The organism is Pseudacidovorax sp. RU35E (assembly GCF_900156165.1).
In the GTDB taxonomy this organism is placed as follows: domain Bacteria; phylum Pseudomonadota; class Gammaproteobacteria; order Burkholderiales; family Burkholderiaceae_C; genus Xenophilus.
In genome coordinates this window covers 149,433-174,735 of record NZ_FTMY01000007.1, presented here as the reverse complement: position 1 = coordinate 174,735, position 25,303 = coordinate 149,433, and the positions used below count along the sequence as shown (strand labels likewise).

Sequence of the window (25,303 nt, the reverse complement as noted above, 5' to 3'; positions counted from 1 at the left end):
AGGGTTGGCCCGGTCAATGCCTCAATCGATCAACGCGCCGTTGTCATGAAAGGGATACGGCCCCTCGAAAACACCGCTGGCAGCCAGGTGGGTCACCAGCCGCTGGCCGTCCCACGCATGCACGCGAAAGCCCGGGGGCTCCAGCGTCCAGGCCGAGGGCGCATCGGGCGCCAGGTCCAGGCAGACCTGGTGGGCCGGCGCCGGTGCGGTGCTGGCCACGGTGCCGCCGAAGCGCACGTCGATGGCGCGGTGCAGGTGGCCGCAGATGATGCGTTCCACGTTGGGATGCTGCCGCACCAGTGCTTCCAACTCGGCTGCCCCTTCGAGCAGGCCGATGTCGTCCATGTGGCCGATCAGCGTGCGGAAGGGCGGATGGTGCATGGCGATCACCACGGGTTGGCCGCGGCTGGCCTCCAGCTCGCGGGCCAGCCAGTCGAGGCGGCGGCTGCAGAGCGAGCCATGCGAGGCGCCGGGCGTCACCGTGTCGAGGGCGATCAGCCGCAGCGGCCCCACGGCCACGTTGAATTGCACGAACTCGCCGTCACCCAGGTACCCGTGCGTGGGAAAGCTGCGGCGCAGCTGCACCCGCTCGTCATGGTTGCCCGGCAGCAGGTAGATGGGCGTGGCGCCCAGGGGCGCCAGCAGCTCGGCCAGGTGCGCGTATTCCGCCTCGCGGCCGAAGTCGCTCAGGTCGCCGGTGATGACGATGGCGTCGGGCGCCTGTCGCAGCCGCAGCACGCTGGCCACGGCTTCGCGCAGGTAGGGCGCGGTGTCGATGCGGCCATAGGCCAGGCGACCGGGCTCGCGGATGTGCAGGTCGGTGAGCTGCACGAGGAAGGTGGGTCGGGTCATCAGGCAATCTCCGTGGCGGGCATCAGGCGGTCGGCGGTGGTGCGGATGCCCACCTGCTGGTCCTGCTGCCAGGGGCAGTCGCGGCCGGCTTCGGCCAGCAGTGTCGGCTGGTCGCCGGCGTCCAGCCGCAGCTGCACGCGCTCGCCCAGGAAGGTGCGTTGCACGACCCGGGCCTGGCCCCAGCCGGCCTGCGGCGGGCCGAGTTCGATGTCCTCGGGCCGCACCAGCAGGGCGGATTGCCCGGCCAGGCCACCGGGGCAGGGCAGGGCCACGCCGCCGAGCATCACCACGCCCTGCTGGCGCGCGGCATCGCTGCGGTCCAGCCGGTTCACGCGGCCCAGGAACTCGGCCACGAAGGGGTGGGCCGGCGTGCGGTACAGGTCCTCGCCGCGGCCCACCTGCACGATGCGGCCGCCACGCATCACGGCCAGGCGGTCGGCGATGGCCAGGGCTTCCTGCTGGTCGTGCGTGACATGCACGGCCGTGATGTGCAGCCGGCGCAGCAGCTCGGCCAGCTCGTCGCGCAGCGACTCCTTGAGCTTGGCGTCCAGCGCGGCCAGCGGCTCGTCGAGCAGCAGCACGCGCGGGCGCACGGCCACCGCGCGGGCCAGGGCCACGCGCTGGCGTTGGCCGCCGGAGAGTTCGGACGGGCGCTTGTGCTCCAGGCCAGTCAGGCGCGTCAGCTCCACCAGCTCGCCCACCGTGCGCTCGACCTCGGCCGCGGGCGTGCCGCGGATGCGCAGGCCGTAGCCGATGTTGGCCGCCACGCTCATCTGCGGAAAGAGGGCATAGCTCTGGAACACCATGCCCACGTTGCGCCGCTCCACCGGCCGGTCGCTCACGTCCTGGCCGCCGAAGAGGATGCGGCCGCCCGCGTCCATGCCCTCCAGCCCGGCGATCAGCCGCAGCAGCGTAGTCTTGCCGCAGCCCGAGGGGCCGAGCAGGGCCAGCACCTCGCCGGGTTCCACATGCAGGTCGGTGGGCTGCAGGCCGCGCGTGCCGTCGGCGTAAGTCTTGGCGCAGCGCTCGATGTCGATGGCCGTTCGTTCAAGTTCCATGGTGTTTGCGAATGAAGTCCGCGGCTGCCTGCAGGCCCCAGAGCACGGGCAGGATGACGAGGAAGAAGACGAGGGTGTAGGCCGAACCGATTTCGATGCGGGCCGAGGCATAGCTGTCGGCCAGGCCCACGGGCAGCGTGCGGGTGAGCGGCGTGTGCAGCATCCAGGTGAGGTTGAACTCGCCCACCGACAGCGTGAACACCATCAGGCAGCCCGCCACGATGGCCGGGAACACGGCCGGTACCAGCACGCCCAGGAAGCGCTGCATGAAGCTCGCGCCCAGCGTGCGCGCGGCCTCGTCCAGCGCCACCAGCTCGCGCCGCTGGAAGGCCGAGGCCACGGTGCGCACCATGAAGGGCAGGGTGAAGACGACATGGCCCACCAGGATGAAGGCATAGCTCTGGCGGAAGCCCTGCACCTGGCCGTAGGCGAGGATCAGCGCCAGCGCGGTGGCCAGACCCGGCACGGCCACGGGCAGCGTCAGCAGCTCCTCGAACAGGCGTGCCGCGCGTGTGCGGCTGCGTGCCAGCGCCCAGGCGCAGGGCACGCCCAGCAGCACGGTGCACAGCACGCAGGTGGCGGCCAGCAGCAGCGAGCCGGTGACGGTGCTGCCGTAGCTGTCCCACACCTCCACCAGCCAGCGCAGGGTGAAGCCGCTGCGCCAGCCGCGGCCGTAGTTGGTCACCAGGCCGGCCAGCACCGACAGCAGCATGGGCGCCAGCGTGAAGAAGGCCACCAGGCCGGTGAGCGTCGCCAGCACGGGCGAGCGCGATGTACCGCTGCGTGCCGTGGTCATGCGCCGGCCTCCCCACTGAAGCGCCGCGCGATGAAGAGCACGGCCCAGGTCACCAGCCCCAGTGCGATCGACAGCGAGGCCGCGAGCGCGAAGTTGGCGTAGTTGGTGAACTCGTCGTAGATGGTGATCGGGATCACCTCGAACTTGCTGGCCAGCGTGAAAGCCGTGCCGAAGGCGCCCATGGCGGTGGCGAAGACGATGGCGCCGCAGGCCAGCGTGGTGGGCGCGAGCTCGGGCACCCACACGTCGCGAGCGATGGCGATGCGAGAGGCGCCGAGCGAGCGGGCGGCTTCTTCCAGCGCCGGGTCCATGGATTCGGCCGCCGCCGTGTAGGCCGCGATGGCCCGTGGCAGCGAGAAGTACAGGTAGGCCAGGAACAGCCCCAGCAGCCCGTAGGCGAAGGTCAGCCGCTCGCCGCCCAGGCTGGACGAGATGTCGGCCACCAGCCCTTGCCGGCCGCCGAGCAGGATCACGAAGAAGCCCACGATCACGCCCGGGAAGGACAGCGGCAGCGTCAGCACCGCCAGCAGCAGCCGACGGCCGGCGAAGCGCTGGCGCGCCAGGTACAGGCCCACGGCCGCGCCGAGCACCAGCGTGGCCAGCGTCACCACCACCGACAGGGCCAGGGTCTGCAGCATGCTCGTGAGGTAGCGCGGCTGCGTCAGCACCGCGAAGTAGGCCGAAGCCCCTTCGCGCGCCGGCAGGGCCAGCAACTGCAGCGCGGGCAGCAGCCAGAAGGCCAGGAAGAAGATGCCGGCCGGCAGGGCGCAGGCCAGCAGGATCAGCTGCGGTCGCTGCATCGCCTCAGCGCGCTTCCTTCAGGTAGCGCTCGGAGAAGGCCTTCTGCACGCCGGCCATCTTCGCGTAGTCCACCGGCTTGGCGCGGGCGTACTCGCTGGCGGGCAGGAACTGCGCTTCCACGTCCTTGGGCATGGCGCTGGCGCGCACCGGCCGCAGATAGGCCTTGGCCCACACGGCCTGGCCTTCGTCGGAGAGCACGAAGTCCAGCGCCTTCTTGGCATCGGCCGCATGCGGCGCCTTGGCCACCAGGCTCATCACGTAGGGCACCACCACCGTGCCTTCGCTGGGGATCACGAAGGCCACGTTGGCGCCGTCCTTGTACTTGGCGCGGTAGGCGTTGAAGTCGTAGTCCAGCAGGATGCCGATCTCGCCCGAGAGCACGCGGGCATAGGCGGTCTGCTTGGGCACGATGGGCTCGTTCTTCTGCAGGGCCTTGAAGTAGTCGATGGCGGGCTTGAAGTCGTCCATGCTGCCGCCGCGGGCCTGGTTGACGGCCACCGCGCCCACGTAGCCAACGAAGGCCGAGGCCGGGTCCAGGTAGCCCACCAGACCCTTGTATTCGGGCTTGAGCAGGTCGGCCCAGGACTTCGGGATCGGCTTGCCCTTGAGCGCATCCACGTTGACCATGAAGCCCAGCGTGCCCGAATGGATGGTGAACCAGTGGCCTTGCGGGTCCTTCAGGCCATCGGGGATGTCCTTCCAGTTGGCGGGCTGGTAGGGCTGCACCACGCCGTCCTTCTGGGCCTGGATGGCGAAGGTCACGCCCAGGTAGGTCATGTCGGCCACGGGGCTGCCCTTCTCGGCGACGAGCTGCGCGAGGGCCTGGCCGGAGTTCTTGTTGTCGGGGGGCACGGTGACGCCGGTCTTGGCCTTGATGGCCTTGATCTGGCTGCCCCAGTCGGCCCATTCGGGCGGGCAGTTGTAGCAGATGGCCGTCTGCGCGAAGGCGGCCGTGGCGGCAAAGCCGGCAGCGGCAACCGCGAGGCGGGTGGCGGAGAGGAGCTTGGAGGTCATGGAAGCGTTCCTTTGGATGGGGGAGGGACGGACAGAGGCAGGCCGGTTCAGCGCGCGGTGCGGCGCCGGCTCTTTGGGGTTGTGGGGGAGGCGGGGTCGCTGGCCGCCGCCTCCGGCGGCGGTGCGCACGATTCGCCGGTGCGCAGGCGGTGCGGCAGCAGCAGGCTGTCGGCGGGCAGCGGCGTGCGCTGCTCGTCCAGCGCCGCCATCAGCAGCTGCGCGGCCCGGCGGCCGATGTCGGCGGCGGGCTGTTCGATGGTGCCCAGGCGCGGCGTGAGTTCGTCGCCCAGCGCGATGCCGTCGAAGCCCATCACCGACAGGTCCTGCGGCACGCGCAGGCCGGCCAGGTGCGCGGCGCGCACGGCGCGAATCGCCAGCAGGTCGTTGGAGCAGAACAGGGCGGTGGGACGGTCGCCCGCGGCCAGGCGTGCGCGCAGCGCGTCGGCCGCGGCTTCGACGAAGGGCACTTCGATCAGCGGCGGCGCATCGAGGCCGGCGGCCGCCATGCCGGCCAGGAAGCCGCGGTGCCGCTGCTGCGAGCGGTCGGACTGCGCGAGCGTGCCGCTCACCATGGCGATGCGCCGGTGGCCCAGTGCGGCCAGGTGCGCCACGGCCTCGGCCGAGGCGGCTTCGTTGTCGACCGTCACGCAGCAGTGGGCCGGATGGCGGTTGTAGGCCAGCACATAAGGCCGCTGGCGGGCCTGCAACCGGGCCAGGGCGGCAGAAGTCTGCGGGTTGGAGATGACCAGCACCATGCCTTCGACCTCGCGGGCGAGCAGCTGGTCGACCGCGCGCTGCTCGGCGTCCAGGTCGTAGCCGGTGGTCAGCGGCACGATGGCATGGCCGGCCTCGGCCGCGGCCTGGGCCAGGCCCTGCAGGCATTCGGCGAAGGTGGGGTTGAGCAAGGTGGGCAGCACCACGCCCAGCACCCGGCTGCGCTGCGTGCGCAGGGTGCGTGCGCTGGCGCTGGGCAGGTAGCCCAGCTCGCGCGCGACCGATTCCACCAGCGCGCGCGTGGCGGGCAGCACCTTGTCGGGCGCGTTGAACACGCGCGAGACGGTGGCGATGGAAACGCCGGCCTTGTCGGCAACGGCCTGGATGCTCATGCGCGGAAACCTTCGTTGGAAAACATCATGTAAACGTTTTCATTTGAAGGGGTGCATGTGACACCGTCATGACGGAATCCGGTACCGGGATTACCCGCGGGCGTGATGCCGGTCAGTTGATGAACATCCGTTCGGGCTGAGCTTGTCGAAGCCGGGGCACGGGCCCTTCGACGCGCTCAGGGCGAACGGGTTGGCTTACCTGCTTGCCCCCGGGGCGGGCCTTCGACAGGCTCAGGCCGAACGGGTTTGGGGCGGCGCGAGCGCAAAAAAAAGCGCGAGACCGAAGCCTCGCGCCGTCGTGCGCCTGCGGGGGCGCCGTGATCACGCAGGAGCGACGGGCGCGCAGCCCGCTCGTCCGCCTCAGCGCTTGCGGCGCATGCGCCGGATCTCGTCCAGCACCAGGCAGATGGCGCCCAGCGTGATGGCGCTGTCGGCCAGGTTGAAGGCCGGGAAGTGCGAGCCGGCCCAATGGAAGTCCAGGAAGTCCACCACGTAGCCGTGCATCAGGCGGTCCACCACGTTGCCGATGGCGCCGCCCAGGATGCAGGCGAGCGCGAAGCAAAACAGCTTCTGCCCCGCATGCGAGCGCAGCATCCAGACGATGAACACGGCGGCCGCCACGCCGATGCCGGTGAAGAACCAGCGCTGCCAGCCCGAGGCCCCGGCCAGGAAGGAGAAGGCCGCGCCCGTGTTGTGCGCCCGCACGATGTTGAAGAAGTCGGTGATGCGCGTGGCATCGCCGAGCTGGTAGTGGCCCAGGATCAGCGTTTTGGTGTACTGGTCGGCGATGAAGATCAGCACCGCCAGCGCCAGCCAGCCCCAGATGCCCAGGCCCGGACGGGTGGACTCGAATCCGCCGTGCGCCTTGGTCATCATGCGACGCTCCGCGCTTCGCCGGCGCCGTACAGGTTGCTGGTGCAGCGGCCGCACAGCGTGGGATGCGCACTGTCGTGCCCCACGTCGTCGCGCCAGTGCCAGCAGCGTTCGCACTTGGTGGCGGTGCTGGGCGTCACGGCGATGGCGAGCGCGTCGCCGGCCTGCAGATCCACCACCGAGGTGATGAAGACGAACTTGAGGTCGTCGCCCAGCGCGGCCAGCAGCGCATGGTCTTCCGTCGCGGCGGTAAGCAGCACGTTGGCCTGCAGCGAGGAGCCCACGCCGCCGGCGGTGCGCACGGCCTCGATCTCCTTGTTGACCGCGTCGCGGATCGCCTGGATGCGGCCCCACTTGGCCAGCAGCGCCTCGTCGGGCGTGCCCAGGTCGCAGAAGGTCTCCATGAAGATGGATTCCGACTGGCCTGCGAACTTCCATGCCTCTTCGGCCGTGAAGCTGAGGAAGGGCGCCATCCAGCGCAGCATGGCCTGGGTGATGTGCCACAGCGCCGTCTGCGCGCTGCGCCGTGCGCGCGAGCCGGGCTGCGTGGTGTAGAGCCGGTCCTTCAGCACGTCCAGGTAGAAGGCGCCCAGGTCTTCCGAGCAGAACACCTGCAGCTTGGCCACCACGGGGTGGAATTCGTAGACCTTGTAGTGGCCCAGCACCTCGGCCTGGAACTGCGCCGCGCGCGACAGGGCCCAGCGGTCGATCTCGAACAGCTCGGACAGCGGCACCGAATCCTTGGCCGGGTCGAAGTCGCTGGTGTTGGCCAGCAGGAAGCGCAGCGTGTTGCGGATGCGGCGGTAGGCATCGACCACGCGCGCCAGGATCTTGTCGTCGCCGGCGATGTCGCCCGAATAGTCGGAGGCGGCCACCCACAGGCGGATGATCTCGGCGCCCAGCTTCTTGGTGATCTCCTGCGGGTCGATGCCGTTGCCCAGCGACTTGCTCATCTTGCGGCCCTGGCTGTCCACGGTGAAGCCGTGGGTCAGCAGGCCGCGGTAGGGCGCGCGCCCTTCCAGCGCGCAGGCCAGCAGCAGGGAGCTGTGGAACCAGCCGCGGTGCTGGTCATGGCCTTCGAGGTACAGGTCGGCCTCGGGGCCCTGGTCGTGGTGCACCGTGGGGTGCGTGCCGCGCAGCACATGGAAGAAGGTGGAGCCGGAGTCGAACCACACCTCCAGGATGTCGCTGCTCTTGGTGTAGTGCGGCGCGTCCTCGGTGCCGAGGATCTCTTCGGTCGTCACGCGGCTCCATGCCTCGATGCCGCCGCGCTCGACGATCTCTGCCGCCTGGTCCAGGATCTCCATCGTGTGCGGATGCAGTTCGCCCGTGAGCTTGTGCAGGAAGAAGGGGATCGGCACGCCCCAGCTGCGCTGGCGCGAGATGCACCAGTCGGGCCGGTGCGCGATCATGTCGTGCAGCCGGGCCTTGCCGTTCTCGGGGTAGAAGCTGGTGTCTTCGATGGCTTCCAGCGCGATCTGCCGCAGCGTCTTGGCCGGCTTGGCGCCGGGCAGGGTGAACACGCCTTCGCCTTCGTCCATGCGGATGAACCACTGGGCGGCGGCGCGGTAGATCACCGGCGTCTTGTGGCGCCAGCAGTGCGGATAGCTGTGGGTGATGGTCTCGGTGGCCATCAGCCGGCCGGCCTCGCGCAGCGCCTCGATGACGTGCGGCACCGCCTTCCAGATGTGCTGGCCGCCGAAGAGGGGGAAGTCCGGCTCGTACACGCCGTTGCCCTGCACCGGGTTGAGGATGTCGTCATAGGCCATGCCATGCGCGATGCAGGACTGGAAGTCGTCCAGGCCGTAGGCGGGTGAGGAATGGACCAGACCGGTGCCGTCGGTGGCAGTGGCGTAGTCGGCCAGGTACACCGGCGACAGGCGGCGGTAGCCCTCGTGCACGTCGTACAGCGGATGCTCGAACTCAAGCCCGCCCAGCGCGCGGCCGGGGGCGATGGCGACCACCTTGCCATCCAGCGCGTAGCGGTTCAGGCAGCTCTCGACCAGCGTGTCGGCCACGATCAGCAGGCCGCGGTCGGTGTCGACCAGGGCGTAGGTCAGCTCGGGGTTGAGGTTGAGTGCCTGGTTGGCCGGGATGGTCCACGCCGTGGTGGTCCAGATGACGGCGAAGGCGTCCTTGTCGATGGCCGGCAGGCCGAAGGCGGCGGCCAGCTTTGCGCGGTCATGGGCCTTGAAGGCGACGTCCAGCGTCTGGCTCTTCTTGTCGGCGTACTCGATCTCGAATTCGGCGAGCGACGAGCCGCAGTCGAAGCACCAGTAGACCGGCTTGAGGCCGCGGTAGACGAAGCCGCGCTCGATGACCTTCTTGAAGGCGCGGATCTCGCCGGCCTCGTTGGCGAAGTCCATCGTCTTGTACGGATGGTCCCATTCGCCCAGCACGCCCAGGCGCTGGAAGTCGCTCATCTGCTGCGCGATCTGCTCGGTGGCGTAGGCGCGGCTCTTGGCCTGCATCTCGTCGCGGCTGAGGTTGCGGCCGTGCTTCTTTTCGATGGCGTTCTCGATCGGCAGGCCGTGGCAGTCCCAGCCGGGCACGTAGAGCGCGTCGTAGCCTTCCAGTTGGCGCGCCTTGGTGATCATGTCCTTGAGGATCTTGTTCACCGCATGGCCCATGTGGATCTGGCCGTTGGCGTAGGGCGGGCCGTCGTGCAGGATGAACTTGGGCCGGCCGGCACGGGCCAGGCGCAGGCGCTTGTAAAGGCCCTCGTCGTTCCAGGCCTTGACCCAGCCCGGCTCGCGCTTGGGCAGGTCGCCGCGCATGGGGAAGGGCGTGTCGGGCAGGTTCAGGGTGGCGCGGTAGTCGGGGGTCGCGGAGGAATCGGCAGCGTCGGACATGGGGGCGGAGGGGAAGGCTTCGACAGGCTCGGCCCGTTCGCGGCGAAGGCCCGCGCGGGAGGGGAGGAGGTCAGGCCGCTCGCCCCGAGCTTGTCGGTGGGGCGCCGGCACGGCAGGCGTGCCGGTTAAATTCGGTCGCGCGTGGTCTGGCGCCGCGTTTCCGCGTGGGTGCTGCCCGCCGCGCCGGCACTGCCGGCGGCGAAATACGCGCGTGCGTCGGCCAGGTCCTGGGCGATGCCCGCGGTCAGGGCTTCCAGGCTGGTGTAGCGCAGCTCGTCGTGCAGTTTGTGCAACAGTTCCACGCGCACGATTTTACCGTAGGCCCCCTCCGGGCCCAGGCTGGCCGGCCATTCGAGGCAGTGCGTCTCCAGCAGCACGCGGCCGCCGTTGACGTCGTTCGGGTCCAGCGAGGGCCGCACGCCCAGGTTGGCCACGCCCGGCAAGGGGCGTTCGCCCAGTCCGTGAACCCGCACCGCGAAGATGCCGCTCGCCGCCGGTTTCCAGTGCTTGAAGCGGAGGTTGAGCGTGCGGAAACCATCCGTGCCGCCGGGTGCGCTGGCGCCCAGCGCCCGGCCCAGCTTGCGGCCGTGCACCACATGGCCGGAGATGGCGTAGGGCCGGCCAAGCAGCGCGGCGGCATCGTCCATTCGCCCGGCAGCCAGCGCCTCGCGCACGGCGGAACTGGACACGCGCAGCGCCCGCGGTCCCTCGTCGCTGCCCGGTGCGGCGGGGTAGGAGACCTCGTAGCTGTTCATGCGCGCCACATCGAAGCCGCGCGCGGCGCCCGCCGCGTGCAGCATGGCGAAGTCGCCCGCGCGCTTGGCGCCGAAGCGGAAGTCGTCGCCCACCAGCACGTAGCGCGCGCCCAGGCCGCGCACCAGCACCTCGTCGATGAACTGCTTGGGCGACTGGCTGGCCAACTGCGCATCGAAGGGCAGCACCACGGTCTGCGCCACGCCGCAAGCCTGCAGTTCGCCGAGCTTGTCGCGCAGCGTGGCGATGCGCGCCGGCGCCAGCTCGGGCCGCCTGGCGACGCCGGCGAAGTAGTCGCGGGGATGGGGCTCGAAGGTCAGCACGCAGCTGGGCAGGCCGCGGTGGCGGGCCTCGGTCTGCAGCAGACCCAGCATGGCCTGGTGGCCGCGGTGCACGCCATCGAAATTGCCGATGGTGACGGCGCTGGCAGGCGCAACGCCCGGATGGCGGAAGCCGCGGAAGATCTGCATGGTCCTGTTATCTTTTTGATAGCTGGCCGCGTGCGCTCGGGAATCCTCCGGGCGTGAACGGGCTGTCATGAATGCCGGTTATATTGTGTCGCTTTCCGGCACTGCCGGGCCGCCATGGCGGTCTTGGCCGGCGGTGCGGACGGTTCTGCGTGGCGTACGTTCCCTGTGTTTTCTTCGTTCGACGAGGAGGCGTTTGTGGTGAAGGTATTGAAGCTGTCGGCCCAAGGGCTGCCCCAGTCGTGGATCTCGCTCGAACAGGCGGTGATCCATTACGCGGCCGGCGAGGTGCGCTGGGAGGCCGGCGAACAGGTTGCCCTGTTCCGTGGCGGCCACAACGCGATGACGGGCGAGCAGTCGCAGATCGCCGTCAGCAGCATCATCGGCACACGCGGCGTGCCGCGCATCAGCCCCTTCAGCCTGCGGCCGGGCCTGACCAACAGCAAGCTCTTCGCGCGCGACCGCAACGTTTGCGCCTACTGCGGCGACCATTTCCACGAGGACGACCTGACGCGCGAGCACATCGTGCCCTTCGCGCAGAACGGCGTGGACCACTGGATGAACGTGGTGACGGCCTGCCGGGCCTGCAATCACCGCAAAGGCAACCGCACGCCGGAGCAGGCGCACATGCCGCTGCTCTACACGCCCTACGTGCCCAGCCTGTGGGAGGACTTCATCCTGCGCAACCGCCGCATCCTGGCGGACCAGATGGAGTTCCTGTCGGCGCACCTGCCGTCGAGCTCGCGGTTGCACGGCTAGCTGCAGCAACGCGCAACAGGCTCACGGGCGCCAGGACGGCGCCCGTTTTTCGATGAAGGCCTGCACGCCCTCCTGCGCCGTCGCATCGGCCATGTTGCAGGCCATGGTGCGCGCGGCGTCGTGGAGCGCGGCTTCGAGTCCGGTCTCCAACTGGCGGTAGAAGAGGGCCTTGCCCATCTCCAGCGCGATGCGGGGCTTGGCGACGATGCTGGCCACCAGCGCTTCCACCTCGGCGTCCAGGCCTTCGGCCGGCACCACGCGGTTGACCAGGCCCTGAGCCATGGCTGTCTGGGCGTCGATGAAATCGCCCGTCACCAACAACTCGAAGGCTTTCTTGCGCGGCAGGTTGCGCGACAGCGGCACGCTGGGCGTGGCGCAGAACAGGCCGACGTTGATGCCGCTGGTGGCGAAGGTGGCGGTGTCGGCCGCCACAGCCAGATCGCAGAGCGCGACAAGTTGGCAGCCGGCCGCGGTCGCCAGGCCATGGACGCGGGCGATGACCGGCACCGGCAGCCGGTGCAGCGCCAGCATCATGGCGCCGCAGCGGTCGAACAGCGCCTGGTAGTACGACTGCGAGGGCGATGCCTGCATCTCGCGCAGGTCGTGCCCGGCGCAGAAGGCGCGGCCGTTGGCGGCGATGACGACGGCGCGCAGATCACCGTCCTGCGCCAGCCGGTCGCAGGCGGTGCGCAGGGCGTCGATGAGCGCCTCGGACAGCGCGTTGAAGGCGGCCGGCCGGTTCAGCGTGAGCGTGACCACGCCGCGGGCGTCGCGCGATTCCAGCAGGATGGGTTCGTCGGTGGTCATCGCGTCTCCTTGCTTCACTGGTGATTGCGGGTCGATGCAGTCTCGAGCCCGGCGCGAGCGCTTCGCCGAACCGCCGCCGCGCCGTTCAGTAGGTCAGTTCCAGCAGGCTCAGATGCCCCTCGGCCACCGGCCAGCTGCGCCCGGCAATGCGTTCGCCATTGAATTCGCCTTCCACGGTTCGCGCCGGTCCGGCGGCGAGCCGCAGCCTTGAACTCGCCACGCCCGCCCCGCGCGGCGGCACGCCGGCCAGCTGTGTCTGGCCATCGAAGCGCATGCGGTCGCGCTGGGCATCGAAATAGCCGCGCGGCCGGCTGAACACGACCACCGCACCCGCCTGCCGGTCCGCCGCCGCCAGCCGCTCGGGCCGCAGGTGGATCACGTCGCTGGAGCGCGGGAAGGGGCTGCGGTAGATGTGTGTGGTGGCGTAGCCGGGCGCCACGATCTCGAATTCGTAGCTGGCGCCTGCGCGTGCCGTGAACGGGCCCCAGCGACCATCGGCGCCCACCGTCTTGCGCCAGGCCGGCGCGCCGCGGCGTTCGCCGGTGGTGGGGTCGGTCTCGTAGACATTCAGCTGGGCGCCGGCCAGCGGGAGGTTGTTGACGAATTCACCGCTGGCCGGGTCGGCCGGATTCAGGCCCAGCCCGGTAATGCGCCCGTCGAGCACGATCCGGGGCTCGGCGGCGATGGTCGTGGCGCCCGGCGCGTCGCCGGTCAGGAAGCGCCAGGTGGCGTCGAAGGCCGCGGGCGAGAACGACACCTCGCGGTGGTCCGCGCCCGGCAGCACGATGTTGGTGGCGCCGCGCAGCGCCGGCCCGTCGGCCGTGATGTTCGTGGGCTTGCCCGGCGCACCGATCCACAGGCCGTCTGGCTGGGCGTACTTGTCGTTGCCGTCGGAGCGCAGCGTCAGCCAGCGCGGGCCGGGCGTCACCTCGTCGCCGTTGGGACCCTTGGGCGCGTTCAGCTGCCGCATGAAGGGCGACAGGCCCGAGAACTCGCTGCCCTCGCGCCAGCCGGGAATGGCCCAGATGCCATGCGCCGGGTTGCCGCCCAGCGCGACATGGCTGACCCTGGCCGCACCGCCCCCGTTCTGCACGTAGTTGCGGATCGTGTTGCCGCCGCGCGAATTGCCGACCAGGACGACCTTGGGTGCGCCCGTCTGGCGCAGCACGCGGTCGACCTCCGCACTCAGAAAGGCCATCGACTCGGCCGTGGAACTGCGGCCCGGCTGGGCCACGGCATCGTCGTCGCGGGACAGCGGCATGGGCTGGTCGAGGGCGAACAGCCGCTCAGGGGCCCAGCCGTTGGATTCGAAGCGCCACAGCGTGGTCTGCCACAGCGCGGCGGAGTCGCCGTTGCCATGCATGAAGACGACAGGCGTGTCGCGGCGGCGGCCAGTGCCCGGCGTGGCGCAGGCGGCCAGCGCGAGGCTGGCGGGGGCGGTGAACAACAAGGTGCGGCGTCGGATCATCCGAAGCTCCTGGCAAGAAGAAAGAACGGCGGCGAGGCGCACGGCCGCTCCGCCAGAAAGAAGAAAGGCCCGCCAGCGTATGCCAGCAGGCCTGCGATGTCATGACATGGACGCAACCACGCTCAGGCGAAGACCCCCGCGCTGTCTTCCATGCGCGCCGACACCTCGCCGAGGTGGTGCAGCGTGTCGCCGAACACCATCTCCATCTGCGTCAGTTTGCGGAAGTAGTGGCTGCCCATGTACTCGTCCGTCACGCCGATGCCGCCGTGCAGCTGCACCGACTGCTGGCCGACGAAGCGCATCGACACGCCGAGCTGGTACTTGGCACGGGCCAGCGCCTGGCGACGCTCGGCAGCGGGCGCACCCAGCTTGAGCGTGGCGTAGTAGCTCATGGAGCGGGCCAGCTCCAACTGCATCTTCATGTCGGCCACGCGGTGGCGCAGGGCCTGGAAGCTGCCGATGGTCACACCGAACTGCTTGCGGGTGTTCAGGTACTCCACCGTCAGCGCCAGCGTCTTGTCCATCACGCCCACGCCTTCGGCGCAGGTGGCGGCGATGCCGATGTCCACCGCCTCTTCGAGCACCGGCAGGCCATCGGCCGCCAGGAGCTGCGCGGGGGCCTGGGTAAAGACGACTTCCGCTGCGCGACTGCCGTCCTGCGTGGCATAACCTAAGGCCTTGACGTTACCGTCGGCACGCGGCACCAGGAGGAGGGCGATGCGCCCGTCCAGCTGCGCCGGCACCAGGTAGGCGGCGGCTTGGTCGCCTGCTGGCACCAGGCTCTTGGTGCCGCTGACGGTGTAGCCGTCGCCAGACTTCGTGGCCTGGGTCTCGCAGCGGTCCAGGCGATAGCGCGCGCCGCGCTCCTGATAGGCCAGCACGACCAGCTTCTCGCCACTGGCGATGCCCGGCAGCCATTCGCCACGCAACGCTTCGTCGGCATGGCGGGCCAGCACCGACCCGCTGATGAAGGACTGCGCCAGCGGCTCCAGCACGATGCCGCGACCCAGTTCCTCCATCACGACCATGGCCTCGACCGGGCCCATGCCCAGGCCGCCATCGTCTTCGGGGATGTACAGGCCGCCCAGGCCCAGTTCGGACAGCTCGTTCCAGGCGTCGCGGGAGAAGCCGCCGTCCTTCTCGATGCCGCGGCGGCGGTCGAAGTCGTAGGCCTTCTCGACCCAGCGGCCGACGGCGTCGCGCAGTTGCTGCTGGTCTTCAGTGAAATCGAAATCCATGTCTGCCTCCTGTTAGCCCAGCACCGTCTGAGCCACGATGTTGCGTTGCACTTCGTTCGAGCCGCCGTAGATCGTGGTCTTGCGGTAGTTGAAGTAGGTGGAGGCCAGCGGCGCCAGCGAGGCGTGGCCGCCGGGGAAGTCGCCCTGCCAGCCGGCTGCCATGGCTTCGCGGATGAGCGGCAGCGAGTAGGGACCGCCCGCCAGCATCATCAGTTCGGAATAGCGCTGCTGGATCTCGCTGCCCTTGATCTTGAGCAGGCCGGCGATGTCCAGCGAGTTCTTGCCCGACTTCTCGGCCGAGAGCACGCGCAGCACCAGCATCTCGAGCGCCACGATGTCCACTTCCAGCTTGGCGATCTCGTCGCGGAAGCGCTGGTCGTCGTACACGCCCTCAGCCTTGGCGATGCGCTTGACGCGCTCCAGCTCGCGCTTGGCGCGGTTGACGTCGGCGATGTTGGTGCGCTCGTGGCTCAGCAGGTGCTTGGCATAGGTCCAGCCCTTGTTCTCCTCGCCGATGAGCTGGTCGGCCGGCACCTCGACGTTGTCGAAGAACACGTCGTTGACCTCGTAGCCGCCGTCGAGCAGGCGGATCGGCCGCACGCTCACGCCGGGCGACTTCATGTCCAGCACGATGAAGCTGATGCCGGTCTGCGGCTTGCCCTCGGTGCTGGTGCGCACCAGGTTGAACATCCAGTCGCCGTACTGGCCCAGCGTGGTCCAGGTCTTCTGGCCGTTGATGATGTATTTGTCGCCGCGGCGCTCGGCGCGGGTGCGCAGCGAGGCCAGGTCCGAGCCCGAGCCGGGTTCGCTGTAGCCCTGACTCCACCAGACCTCGCCGCTGGCGATGCCGGGCAGGAAGCGCTCCTGCTGCTCGCGCGAGCCGAAGGCCATGATGACCGGCGCCACCATCACCGGGCCGAAGGGAATCACGCGCGGCGCACCGGCGCGGGCGGTTTCTTCCTCGAACAGGTGCTTCTGCACGGCCGTCCAGCCGGGGCCGCCGAACTGCTTGGGCCAGCCGTAGCCCAGCCAGCCCTTCTTGCCGAGGATCTTCGCCCAGCGCTGGTGGTCTTCCTTGGAAAGCTCCAGGCCTTCGTTGACCTTGTGGGCGATGTCTTGGGGCAGGTTGTCCGCCACCCAGGCGCGGACCTCTTCGCGGAACGTCTGTTCTTCAGGGGTGAATGCCAGATCCATGGGGGTTGTCTCCAGAGAAGCGGGATTTTTAGCACGCTCGTTCGCAAGGCCGAGTCCGCCGTGCGACACACGGATAATCCCGTGCCAGTATGCAGACTTCCCTTCTATGCGGCGCCGGGGTTTTCAACCGGGTGCCAGTCTCCGCCGCAGCGTCCCGCCATCGACGCCGGCTGGCCGCCGGTGCCGGCGAGAAAGGCCGCCGGTGAGCGGCAACATCGTCATTCTCGTCTCCGGCGGCGGCTCCAACATGGCGGCCATCGCCCGCACGGCGCAGGCGCGGCGCTGGGCCGAGCGCTTCGGCGTGCGCGTGGCGGCCGTGGTCAGCAACAAGCCCGAGGCCGGCGGGCTGGCCCTCGGCCGCGAACTGGGCCTGGAGACGGCCGCCGTCGACCACCGCGGCTACGACAGCCGCGAGGCCTTCGACGCCGCGCTGGCCGACACCATCGACCGCTGGCAGCCGGTGCTGGTTGTGCTGGCCGGCTTCATGCGTATCCTCACGCCGGGCTTCGTGGCCCGCTACGAGGGGCGGCTGGTCAATATCCATCCGTCGCTGCTGCCGGCCTTCCCGGGCCTGCACACGCATCGGCGCGCCATCGAGGCCGGTTGCCGGGTCGCCGGTGCCACGGTGCACCTTGTGACGGCCGAACTCGACCATGGCCCGATCCTGGCCCAGGCCGTGGTGCCGGTGCTGACCGGCGACACCCCCGAGGCGCTGGCGGCCCGGGTGCTGAGCCAGGAGCACCGGCTCTATCCCGAGGCCATCGAGGGCTGGCTCACGGCGCGCTGAAGCCCTGGGCAGAGTGGGCGGCGACAATCGCCCCCTATGCATCCCCAAGCCCTGTTGGAAGCCTGCGCCGAACTCACCGGCCGCGTGCTCCGATTCGATCACCCGGCCGACGCCATCGTCTCGCGCTATTTCCGCGAGCACCGGTCGCTCGGCCCCCGCGAGCGCGCGACGCTCGCCGAGACCGTCTACACCATCCTGCGCAAGAAGCTGCTGTTCGAGCACCTCGCCCGCTCCGGCACTGGCGCGCGCGAGCGGCGCTTGGCCATCCTGGGCTTCCATGGCTCGCGCGATTTCCTCAAGACCGTGCTGAGCGACGTGGAAAAGCGCTGGTTGGACGCCTGCGAGGCCGTCGCGCCCGCCGAGCTGATGCCGCATCACCGCCACAACCTGCCCGACTGGCTGGCCCAGCCGCTGCGCGCCCAACTGGGCGACGCCGACTTCATGGTCCTCGCCGATGCGCTGCAGCAGCCGGCGCCGCTGGACCTGCGGGTCAACACCCTGAGCGCCAAGCGCGACGAGGTGCAGCGCGAACTCAAGGCCGCCGGCATCGCCGCCAAGGCGACGCCGTTCTCTCCCTGGGGCCTGCGCGCCGACGGCAAGCCGGCGGTCAACCGCCTGCCCGCCTACGAGCGCGGCGCCATCGAGGTGCAGGACGAGGGCTCCCAGCTGCTGACGCTTCTGGTCGAGGCGCGTCGCGGCGAGATGGTGGTCGATTTCTGCGCCGGCGCTGGCGGCAAGACCTTGGCGCTGGGCGCCGCCATGCGCAGCACCGGCCGGCTCTATGCCTTCGACACCTCCGCCCATCGCTTGGACGCGCTCAAGCCGAGGCTGGCGCGCAGTGGTCTGTCAAATGTGCATCCGGCTGCCATCGCCCACGAGCGAGACGACCGTATCAAGCGGCTGGCCGGGAAGATCGACCGCGTGCTCGTCGATGCCCCTTGCTCGGGCCTGGGCACGCTGCGACGCAATCCCGATCTCAAGTGGCGGCAGTCGCCCGAGGCGGTGCAGGAGCTGATCGCCAAACAGACCGCAATCCTTGCCAGCGCCGCGCGGCTGGTGAAGTCGGGCGGACGCCTGGTCTATGCCACGTGCAGCGTGCTGCCGGAGGAGAACGAGGCCATCGCCGAAGCCTTCGGCGCCGCACACCCCGACTTTCTACCGCTGGAGGCAGCCGACCTGCTGGCTGCCCAGAAGGTGGAGGGTGCTGCCGGGCTGTGCGCCGGCGGCGGAAGTGGCACGCGCTACCTGCGGCTGTGGCCACATCGCCACGCCACCGACGGCTTTTTCGCCGCCGCGTGGAACCGACGCTAGAGCGGGGCATCCAATCCCCAGAGATTCAACGCCGTTACACGAAAAACGGGGTGGATTTCAAGCCCGGCACACTAAAATTGTCGGACTGTTCTGACAGGACGACCCCGTCCGTCCGTGTGGAGTACCCAACTTGATGATTCCTGATTCCGCCGTTTTGAGCTCGGCCCTCGACTGGCTCGCCCATGGCCTGTGGGATCTGTCCTGGTGGCAGATCGTGCTGTACACGCTCGCCACGACGCACATCACCATCCTGGCGGTGACCATCTTCCTGCACCGCACGCAGGCCCACCGCTCGATGGACCTGGGGCCCATTCCCTCCCACTTCTTCCGCTTCTGGCTGTGGGTCGGCACGGGCATGGTTACCAAGGAATGGGTCGCCATCCACCGCAAGCACCACGCCAAGTGCGAGACCGAGGAAGATCCGCACAGCCCGCAGACCCGCGGCATCGACACCGTCATGTGGCGCGGCGCCGAGCTGTACCGCGCCGAGGCGAAGAACAGCGAGACCATCACCAAGTTCGGCCACGGCACGCCCGACGACTGGATTGAGCGCAACCTGTACAGCCGCTTCGGCTGGCAGGGCGTGGGCCTCATGCTCATCCTGAACCTGGCGCTGTTCGGCGGCATCGGCGCCACTATCTGGGCCATCCAGATGCTGTGGATCCCGTTCTGGGCCGCCGGCGTCGTCAACGGCCTGGGCCACTACTGGGGCTACCGCAACTTCGAGGCGCAGGACGCCAGCACCAACTTGGTGCCGTGGGGCATCGTGATCGGCGGCGAAGAGCTGCACAACAACCACCACACCTATCCCACCGCCGCCAAGTTCTCGGTCAAGAAGTACGAGTTCGACATCGCCTGGGGCTACATCATGCTGATGCAGAAGCTGGGCTGGGCCAAGGTCAAGAAGGTGCCGCCGAAGCTTCGCATGGGCGAGGTTCGCCCGGTGGCCGACGAGAAGACGCTCGAGGCCGTCATCGCCAACCGCTACGAAGTGATGGCCGGCTACGCCCGCGAGATGCGCCGTACCTGCAAGCAGGAGCTGTCGCAATTGCAGGCCCGGGGTACTGACCTATCCGTGCTCAAGGCTGCCCGCCGCTGGCTGCACCGCGACGACGACAAGGTGCCGGCCGCCGCCCGTCCCAAGCTCGCCGAGGCCCGCGCTGCCCATCCGGTGCTGGACAAGATGGTCACCATGCGCGAAGAACTGCGCCAGATGTGGATGAACACCTCCCAGTCGCGCGAGCAACTGGCAGCTGACCTGGCCGCCTGGTGCCACCGCGCCGAGGCGAGCGGCATCAAGGCGCTGCAGGATTTCTCGATCCGCCTGCGCGCGGCGCACGTGTGACCTGAACCCCGCGCTTTGCTCGACGCACTGGCGTCGGGCATTCCAAAAAACCGGCTTTGTGCCGGTTTTTTGTTGTCTGGACGGAGGGTTGACCACTGGGCTGAGGCGCAAGGCCGGGGCCACATCCCGCTGCTGCGCACCACGCGCCGCCACGATGCAGGCAACAAAAAACCCGCTGGATCACAGCGGGTTCATTGAAGAAGGCATGGGCCGAATTACTTCAGCTTCACTTCCTTGTATTCGACGTGCTTGCGCGCCTTGGGGTCGAACTTCATGATCAACATCTTTTCAGGCGTCGTCTTCTTGTTCTTGCTGGTGGTGTAGAAGTGGCCGGTGCCCGCGGTGGACTCCAGCTTGATCTTTTCGCGTCCGCCTTTGCTCGTTGCCATGGTGTGCTCCTTTCAGCTCAGGCTTGGCCGCGTGCGCGCATGTCTGCGAGCACGGCGTCGATGCCGTTCTTGTCGATCAGGCGCAGGGCGGCGCTGGAGACGCGCAGACGCACCCAACGGTTTTCGCTCTCGACCCAGAAACGACGGTATTGCAGGTTCGGCATGAACCGGCGCTTGGTTTTGTTGTTGGCGTGGGAAACGTTGTTCCCGACCATCGGGCCCTTGCCCGTGACTTCACATACGCGTGCCATATAAGGACACTCTTTCATGAACAGCCGTCACCAGACGCGGCGGAGGTAGCGCGGCGCGCATTCCGTGGGGTGATTCGGCTTGACCTCGCCAGTACAGAAACGGGTGGCGGTAGCCCGCTTGCCGCGCTGGCCCTTGGGGTCGGCGCGGCAAAGCCAAAGATTATAGGGTGGGCGACCGCGATCTGTCCAACAAGGGCGCTCAGGACGTGCTGTCCTGCTGCTCCAGGAAGCGTTGGGCGTCCAAAGCGGCCATGCAGCCGGTCCCGGCGCTGGTGATGGCCTGGCGGTAGATGTGATCCTGCACGTCGCCGGCCGCAAACACGCCGGAGATGCTCGTCATGGTGGCGAAGCCGTTCAGGCCGGAGCGGGTGACGATGTAGTTGTCCTTGAGCTTCAGCTGGCCCTGGAAGAGGTCGGTGTTCGGATGGTGACCGATGGCGATGAAGCAGCCTTTCAGGTCGAGCTGCTTCTTTTCGCCCGACTGCACGTTCCGCAGTCGGATGCCAGTCACGCCGCTGTCGTCGCCCAGAACTTCGTCCAGCTCGCTGTGCAGTTCCAGAACGATCTTGCCTTCCTTGACCTTCTCATGGACCTTGTCGATCAGGATCGGCTCTGCGCGGAACTTGTCGCGGCGATGCACCAGCGTCACTCGACGCGCGATGTTCGACAGATACAGCGCTTCTTCCACGGCAGTATTGCCGCCGCCGATCACGCAGACATCCTGCTCGCGGTAGAAGAAGCCGTCGCAGGTGGCGCAGGCCGAGACGCCGCGGCCCATGAACTTCTCTTCCGACGGCAGGCCCAGGTATTTGGCCGACGCCCCCGTCGCGATGATCAACGCATCACAGGTATACGTGCCGCTGTCACCGGTCAGGGTGAACGGCCGCTTGCTCAGGTCGACCTTGTTGATGTGGTCGAAGACGATCTGTGTGTTGAAGCGCTCGGCATGCTCCAGAAAGCGCTGCATCAGCTCCGGCCCCTGGACGCCATGCACGTCGGCCGGCCAGTTGTCGACCTCGGTGGTGGTCATGAGCTGGCCGCCCTGCGCAAGGCCCGTGACGAGGAGCGGCTTGAGATTGGCGCGGGCGGCGTAGATCGCGGCGGTGTAGCCAGCGGGGCCAGAGCCCAAAATGAGGACCTGGGTATGCAGGGGAGTGGTCATAAACTGCGAGCCTGAATGGTGAACGGGGGACCGCAACGACATTGGGTCACCGATGGGACGCCAGTATCCTGTTCAGGTTCAATGCATGCGGAGCGCTCTTCTTATGTGCGTGATTGTATTTATTGATGCTGCGCCCCTCGAATGGCACAGCGCAGGGAGGAAATAGATGTCAATGCTCTCGAACCTGGAACTGCTTCGCCGGGTGCCGCTGTTTGCAGCGCTCACGCCCGCCCAGGCGGCCAACATCGCCGACGCGATCGTCAAGCGACGCTTCAAGCGCGGCGAACTCATCGTGGAGCAGGGCAAGAAGACCAATGCGCTCTACATCATCCTGGCGGGCCGCTCCCGCGTGCTCAGCGCAGACAGCCGCGGCCGGGAGGTGATCCTGGCGACGCTGCACTCCGGCGACTACATCGGCGAGATGAGCCTGATCGATGACGAGCCCCATTCCGCGACGGTTCGTGCAGACGTGCAGACCGATGTGCTGGTGCTCGGTCGCGAGGCCTTCTCACGCTGTCTGCCGGACAGCTCGTCCATGTCGTACAACATCATGCGCGGGCTGGTCCGACGCCTGCGCCAGGCGGACCGCAAGATCGAATCGCTGGCACTGATGGATGTTTATGGGCGCGTGGCGCGGGCTCTGATGGATTTCGTCACCGAAGACGGTGCGGGCAACTATGTCGTGCGCGAGCGCATCTCGCGTCAGGATCTCGCCAAGATGGTGGGCGCGTCGCGGGAGATGGTCAGTCGCGTGATGAAGGATCTGGAGGAGCGCGGTTTCGTCCAGACCCAGGAGGACGGCTCCATGCTGGTGAAGGAGCGGCTGTCCACACTGGGTTGATCCAATGTCGGGCGCTCCGAGGGGTTGAGTCCGGGCACCGGCCCCTACGCACCGCAGGCCGCTGACGGTGCAGTGCCGTCAAGATGGTTTAGGCTTGCACATTGCGCGCGGCAGGGCTGCGCGTGTCTGCGTCCATGACCTATTCCTTGCACACACTTCACAACACGGCGGCGCCAGAGACGCCACCCGTGCGCCAGCGCGCCCTGCGGTTCGCGCACGAAATCTCCCTTGTCGCGGGCTTCGCGCTCATGCTGTTCTGGCTCCTCGCGATGCTCAGCTATACGCCGTCCGATGCGGCATGGTCGACCTCCGGCACGGGCGGCGCCGTCAAGAACTGGGGCGGCGCGCTGGGCGCATGGCTTGCTGATGCCAGCTACTACCTGGCTGGCTATTCGATCTGGTGGGCTTTTGCCGCGTCGGTCCGCGTCTGGCTGTCGTCGCTCGCGCAGTGGCTGCGTGGTGGTCGGCCGCAGGGCGAGCCGGAGCCGCCCCGCCTGAACCGCAGCCGGCTTCTCTTCTGGCTGGGCCTCGTCCTGCTGTTGGCGGCCAGCGCCATGCTCGAATGGTCGAGGCTGTATCGCCTGGAATTCCGCCTGCCCGGCCACGGTGGGGGCGTCCTGGGCTATTTCATCGGCCCGGCCGGGGTCCGTTGGCTGGGCTTCACCGGCTCCGCGCTGGTCGCCATCGCGGCAGGCGTGATCGGCAGTGCCCTGGTCTTCCGGTTCTCGTGGGCACAGGTGGCCGAAGTCATCGGCGCGCGCATCTATTCGCTGTTCGAACGCGGCCGCGAGAAGCGGGAACTGGCCCAGGACCTGGCCATGGGCCGCAAGGCGCGCCGCGAGCGGGAGGAGGTGGCCGGCCATGACCGTGAGGTGCCGTTACCCGAAGATGACCTGGAGCCCGCCTTCGACGACGTGCCGCCACCTGCGCCCCGCCGCCGCGAGAAGGCCGCGCCAGTGCAGATCGAGCCGGCTGTCGCCGACGTGCCCAAGAGCGAGCGCGTGGTCAAGGAACGCCAGAAGCCGCTGTTCAAGGAACTGCCCGACAGCAAGCTGCCGCAGGTGGACCTGCTCGATGCGGCCGCCGGCCGTCAGGAGACGGTGTCGCCCGAGACGCTGGAGATGACGTCGCGCCTGATCGAAAAGAAGCTCAAGGACTTCGGCGTCGAGGTGCGCGTGGTGCTGGCCTCGCCCGGCCCCGTCATCACCCGCTACGAGATCGAGCCGGCCACCGGCGTGAAGGGCTCGCAGATCGTCAACCTGGCCAAGGACCTGGCGCGCTCGCTGTCGCTGGTGTCCATCCGCGTGATCGAGACGATTCCCGGCAAGAACTACATGGCGCTGGAACTGCCCAATGCCAAGCGGCAGTCGATCCGCCTGTCGGAGATCCTCGGCTCGCAGGTCTACCACGAGGCCAAATCCATGCTGACCATCGGTCTGGGCAAGGACATCATCGGCAATCCCGTGGTGGCCGATCTGGCCAAGATGCCGCACGTGCTCGTGGCCGGTACCACGGGCTCGGGCAAATCGGTGGGCATCAACGCGATGATCCTGTCGCTGCTCTACAAGGCCGAAGCGAGCGACGTGCGCGTGCTCATGATCGACCCCAAGATGCTGGAGATGTCGGTATATGAGGGCATTCCGCACCTGCTGGCGCCTGTGGTCACCGACATGAGGCAGGCGGCCCATGGCCTCAACTGGTGCGTGGCCGAGATGGAGCGCCGCTACAAGCTCATGTCCAAGCTGGGCGTGCGCAATCTGGCAGGCTACAACGCCAAGATCGACGAGGCCAAGTCGCGCGAGGAGTTCATCTACAACCCCTTCAGCCTCACGCCGGACGATCCGGAGCCGCTGCGCCGCGAGCCGCACATCGTGGTCGTGATCGACGAACTGGCCGACCTGATGATGGTGGTCGGCAAGAAGATCGAGGAACTGATCGCCCGCTTGGCGCAGAAGGCCCGGGCGGCAGGCATCCATCTGATCCTGGCCACGCAGCGACCCAGCGTCGACGTGATCACCGGCCTGATCAAGGCGAACATTCCTACACGCATCGCCTTCCAGGTCAGCAGCAAGATCGACAGTCGGACGATCCTTGACCAGATGGGCGCGGAAGCGCTGCTGGGCATGGGCGACATGCTCTACATGCCGAGCGGCACCGGACTGCCCATCCGTGTCCATGGCGCCTTCGTCAGCGATGACGAGGTGCACCGTGTGGTGGCCTATCTCAAGAGCCAGGGGGAGCCCGACTACATAGAGGGCGTGCTCGAAGGCGGAACTGTGGATGGCGAGGACGGTCCGATGGGAGAGGGTGGCGACGCCGGCGGCGAGAAGGATCCGATGTACGACCAGGCGGTCGAGGTCGTCCTCAAGCACCGCAAGGCCAGCATTTCGCTGGTGCAGCGCCACCTCAAGATTGGCTACAACCGCGCGGCGCGTTTGGTCGAGGACATGGAGAACGCGGGCCTGGTCAGCGCCATGAGCGGGGCCGGCCAGCGCGAGATCCTCGTGCCGGCGCGCAGCGAGTGAAAGGAACGGAATGCGGAAGTTGATGGTGGGCTGTGTTCTTGCGGCCATGGCATGCGGCGCGTGGGCCGGCGGCTTGGATAGCCTGGGTGCGTTTCTCAAGACCGCCCGCTCTGGCAAGGCCGACTTCACCCAGACGGTCACCGCGCCGCCCAAGGATGGTCAGGCGATGCGCGCCAAGACTTCCACCGGCACCTTCGAGTTCCAGCGGCCTGGACGATTCCGCTTCGAGTACCGCAAGCCCTTTGCGCAGACGATCGTGGCCGACGGCAAGACGCTGTGGCTCTACGACGCCGACCTCAACCAGGTGACGCAGCGCCCGCAGGCGCAGGCGCTGGGCTCGACGCCGGCAGCGCTGATCGCCTCGGCGGCGGATCTGCGTGCGCTGGAGTCGGATTTCACGCTGGCCGATGCGCCCGCTCGCGACGGCCTGCAATGGGTCAAGGCCACGCCAAAGTCGCGTGATGCGCAACTGCAGAGCGTGGAGATCGGCTTCCAGGGCGATGCGCTGGCGGCGCTGGACATCCTCGACGCCTTCGGCCAGCGCTCGGTGCTGCGCTTTTCCAACGTGCAGGTCAATCCTTCGCTGCAGGCGGGCAGCTTCCAGTTCAAGCCCCCTGCGGGTGCCGACGTCGTCCGGCAGTGAGGCCATGATGA

At 68.3% G+C, this 25,303-nt stretch carries 23 protein-coding genes; 7 read left to right on the top strand and 16 right to left on the bottom strand.

Annotated features, from left to right (window positions below; translation table 11 throughout):
* Positions 1-21: 21 nt before the first annotated feature.
* The 9 genes from BXA03_RS14395 to BXA03_RS14355 all read right to left on the bottom strand — a co-directional run bounded on the left by BXA03_RS14395 (position 22) and on the right by BXA03_RS14355 (position 10,575).
* Positions 22-852, bottom strand: a complete 831-nt coding sequence (locus BXA03_RS14395) for a phosphodiesterase (protein ID WP_076508946.1) — start codon at positions 850-852, stop codon at positions 22-24.
* On the bottom strand, positions 852-1,910 hold the full coding sequence (locus tag BXA03_RS14390; RefSeq protein WP_076508944.1) for an ABC transporter ATP-binding protein: 1,059 nt from the start codon (positions 1,908-1,910) through the stop codon (positions 852-854). The genes BXA03_RS14395 and BXA03_RS14390 overlap by 1 nt, the downstream gene beginning before the upstream one ends.
* Positions 1,900-2,622 (bottom strand): ABC transporter permease, encoded by a 723-nt coding sequence (locus BXA03_RS14385; protein WP_369822426.1) that lies wholly within the window; start codon positions 2,620-2,622, stop codon positions 1,900-1,902. Before BXA03_RS14385 ends, BXA03_RS14390 begins: the two co-directional genes overlap by 11 nt.
* Before the next feature lie 80 nt (positions 2,623-2,702).
* Positions 2,703-3,506 carry an ABC transporter permease gene (locus BXA03_RS14380; RefSeq protein ID WP_076508938.1) on the bottom strand — a complete coding sequence of 268 codons (804 nt, stop codon included), beginning with the start codon at positions 3,504-3,506 and terminating at the stop codon, positions 2,703-2,705.
* A 4-nt stretch (positions 3,507-3,510) separates the two neighbouring features.
* Positions 3,511-4,521 (bottom strand): ABC transporter substrate-binding protein, encoded by a 1,011-nt coding sequence (locus BXA03_RS14375; RefSeq protein WP_076508936.1) that lies wholly within the window; start codon positions 4,519-4,521, stop codon positions 3,511-3,513.
* A 47-nt stretch (positions 4,522-4,568) separates the two neighbouring features.
* A complete protein-coding gene (locus BXA03_RS14370; RefSeq protein WP_076508934.1) occupies positions 4,569-5,627 on the bottom strand; it encodes a LacI family DNA-binding transcriptional regulator in 1,059 nt (352 codons plus the stop codon).
* 360 nt (positions 5,628-5,987) lie between these two features.
* A complete protein-coding gene (lspA, locus tag BXA03_RS14365; protein WP_076509326.1) occupies positions 5,988-6,500 on the bottom strand; it encodes a signal peptidase II in 513 nt (170 codons plus the stop codon).
* Positions 6,500-9,352 carry an isoleucine--tRNA ligase gene (ileS, locus tag BXA03_RS14360; protein ID WP_076508932.1) on the bottom strand — a complete coding sequence of 951 codons (2,853 nt, stop codon included), beginning with the start codon at positions 9,350-9,352 and terminating at the stop codon, positions 6,500-6,502. The genes lspA and ileS overlap by 1 nt, the downstream gene beginning before the upstream one ends.
* 125 nt (positions 9,353-9,477) lie before the next feature.
* On the bottom strand, positions 9,478-10,575 hold the full coding sequence (locus tag BXA03_RS14355) for a bifunctional riboflavin kinase/FAD synthetase (RefSeq protein ID WP_076508930.1): 1,098 nt from the start codon (positions 10,573-10,575) through the stop codon (positions 9,478-9,480).
* Positions 10,576-10,773: 198 nt separating this feature from the next.
* Between BXA03_RS14355 and BXA03_RS14350 the strand changes: the two genes are divergently transcribed.
* On the top strand, positions 10,774-11,331 hold the full coding sequence (locus BXA03_RS14350; RefSeq protein ID WP_043118462.1) for an HNH endonuclease: 558 nt from the start codon (positions 10,774-10,776) through the stop codon (positions 11,329-11,331).
* Between the two features lie 21 nt (positions 11,332-11,352).
* Here the strand turns inward: BXA03_RS14350 and BXA03_RS14345 are convergent, their stop codons facing one another.
* From BXA03_RS14345 to BXA03_RS14330, 4 genes are all read right to left on the bottom strand, one after another.
* Positions 11,353-12,138, bottom strand: coding sequence for an enoyl-CoA hydratase (locus BXA03_RS14345; RefSeq protein ID WP_076508928.1), 786 nt, complete (start codon positions 12,136-12,138; stop codon positions 11,353-11,355).
* Between the two features lie 85 nt (positions 12,139-12,223).
* Positions 12,224-13,606 (bottom strand): alpha/beta fold hydrolase, encoded by a 1,383-nt coding sequence (locus BXA03_RS14340; protein WP_076508926.1) that lies wholly within the window; start codon positions 13,604-13,606, stop codon positions 12,224-12,226.
* 122 nt (positions 13,607-13,728) lie between these two features.
* Positions 13,729-14,844: an acyl-CoA dehydrogenase family protein gene (locus BXA03_RS14335; RefSeq protein WP_076508924.1), complete on the bottom strand. Its 1,116-nt coding sequence runs from the start codon at positions 14,842-14,844 to the stop codon at positions 13,729-13,731.
* Positions 14,845-14,856: 12 nt separating this feature from the next.
* Positions 14,857-16,038 (bottom strand): acyl-CoA dehydrogenase family protein, encoded by a 1,182-nt coding sequence (locus BXA03_RS14330; RefSeq protein ID WP_076508922.1) that lies wholly within the window; start codon positions 16,036-16,038, stop codon positions 14,857-14,859.
* Positions 16,039-16,240: 202 nt separating this feature from the next.
* Here BXA03_RS14330 and purN point away from each other — a divergent pair, with 202 nt between their 5' ends.
* From purN to BXA03_RS14315, 3 genes are all read left to right on the top strand, one after another.
* The gene (gene purN, locus BXA03_RS14325) at positions 16,241-16,825 is read left to right on the top strand and encodes a phosphoribosylglycinamide formyltransferase (protein WP_255377176.1); all 585 of its coding nucleotides are present in this window, start codon (positions 16,241-16,243) and stop codon (positions 16,823-16,825) included.
* Between the two features lie 36 nt (positions 16,826-16,861).
* Entirely contained in the window at positions 16,862-18,136 is a 1,275-nt protein-coding gene (locus BXA03_RS14320; protein ID WP_076508920.1) for an RsmB/NOP family class I SAM-dependent RNA methyltransferase, read from the top strand.
* Between the two features lie 130 nt (positions 18,137-18,266).
* Complete coding sequence (locus BXA03_RS14315; RefSeq protein ID WP_076508918.1) at positions 18,267-19,481, top strand: DesA family fatty acid desaturase; 1,215 nt, start codon at positions 18,267-18,269, stop codon at positions 19,479-19,481.
* A gap of 215 nt (positions 19,482-19,696) precedes the next feature.
* Here BXA03_RS14315 and rpmG read toward each other — a convergent pair whose 3' ends face one another.
* The 3 genes from rpmG to trxB form a co-directional block, all read right to left on the bottom strand.
* The gene (rpmG, locus tag BXA03_RS14310; RefSeq protein WP_017757249.1) at positions 19,697-19,870 is read right to left on the bottom strand and encodes a 50S ribosomal protein L33; all 174 of its coding nucleotides are present in this window, start codon (positions 19,868-19,870) and stop codon (positions 19,697-19,699) included.
* Positions 19,871-19,887: 17 nt separating this feature from the next.
* Positions 19,888-20,121 (bottom strand): 50S ribosomal protein L28, encoded by a 234-nt coding sequence (rpmB, locus tag BXA03_RS14305; RefSeq protein ID WP_043118471.1) that lies wholly within the window; start codon positions 20,119-20,121, stop codon positions 19,888-19,890.
* 199 nt (positions 20,122-20,320) lie between these two features.
* A complete protein-coding gene (gene trxB / locus BXA03_RS14300) occupies positions 20,321-21,283 on the bottom strand; it encodes a thioredoxin-disulfide reductase (RefSeq protein WP_076508916.1) in 963 nt (320 codons plus the stop codon).
* Between the two features lie 166 nt (positions 21,284-21,449).
* On the opposite strand from trxB, the gene BXA03_RS14295 reads away from it, so the two are divergent.
* From BXA03_RS14295 to lolA, 3 genes are all read left to right on the top strand, one after another.
* A complete protein-coding gene (locus BXA03_RS14295; RefSeq protein WP_076508914.1) occupies positions 21,450-22,124 on the top strand; it encodes a Crp/Fnr family transcriptional regulator in 675 nt (224 codons plus the stop codon).
* A 134-nt stretch (positions 22,125-22,258) separates the two neighbouring features.
* The gene (locus tag BXA03_RS14290; protein ID WP_076508912.1) at positions 22,259-24,649 is read left to right on the top strand and encodes a DNA translocase FtsK; all 2,391 of its coding nucleotides are present in this window, start codon (positions 22,259-22,261) and stop codon (positions 24,647-24,649) included.
* A gap of 10 nt (positions 24,650-24,659) precedes the next feature.
* Complete coding sequence (gene lolA, locus BXA03_RS14285; protein ID WP_076508910.1) at positions 24,660-25,292, top strand: outer membrane lipoprotein periplasmic chaperone LolA; 633 nt, start codon at positions 24,660-24,662, stop codon at positions 25,290-25,292.
* Positions 25,293-25,303: the final 11 nt, after the last annotated feature.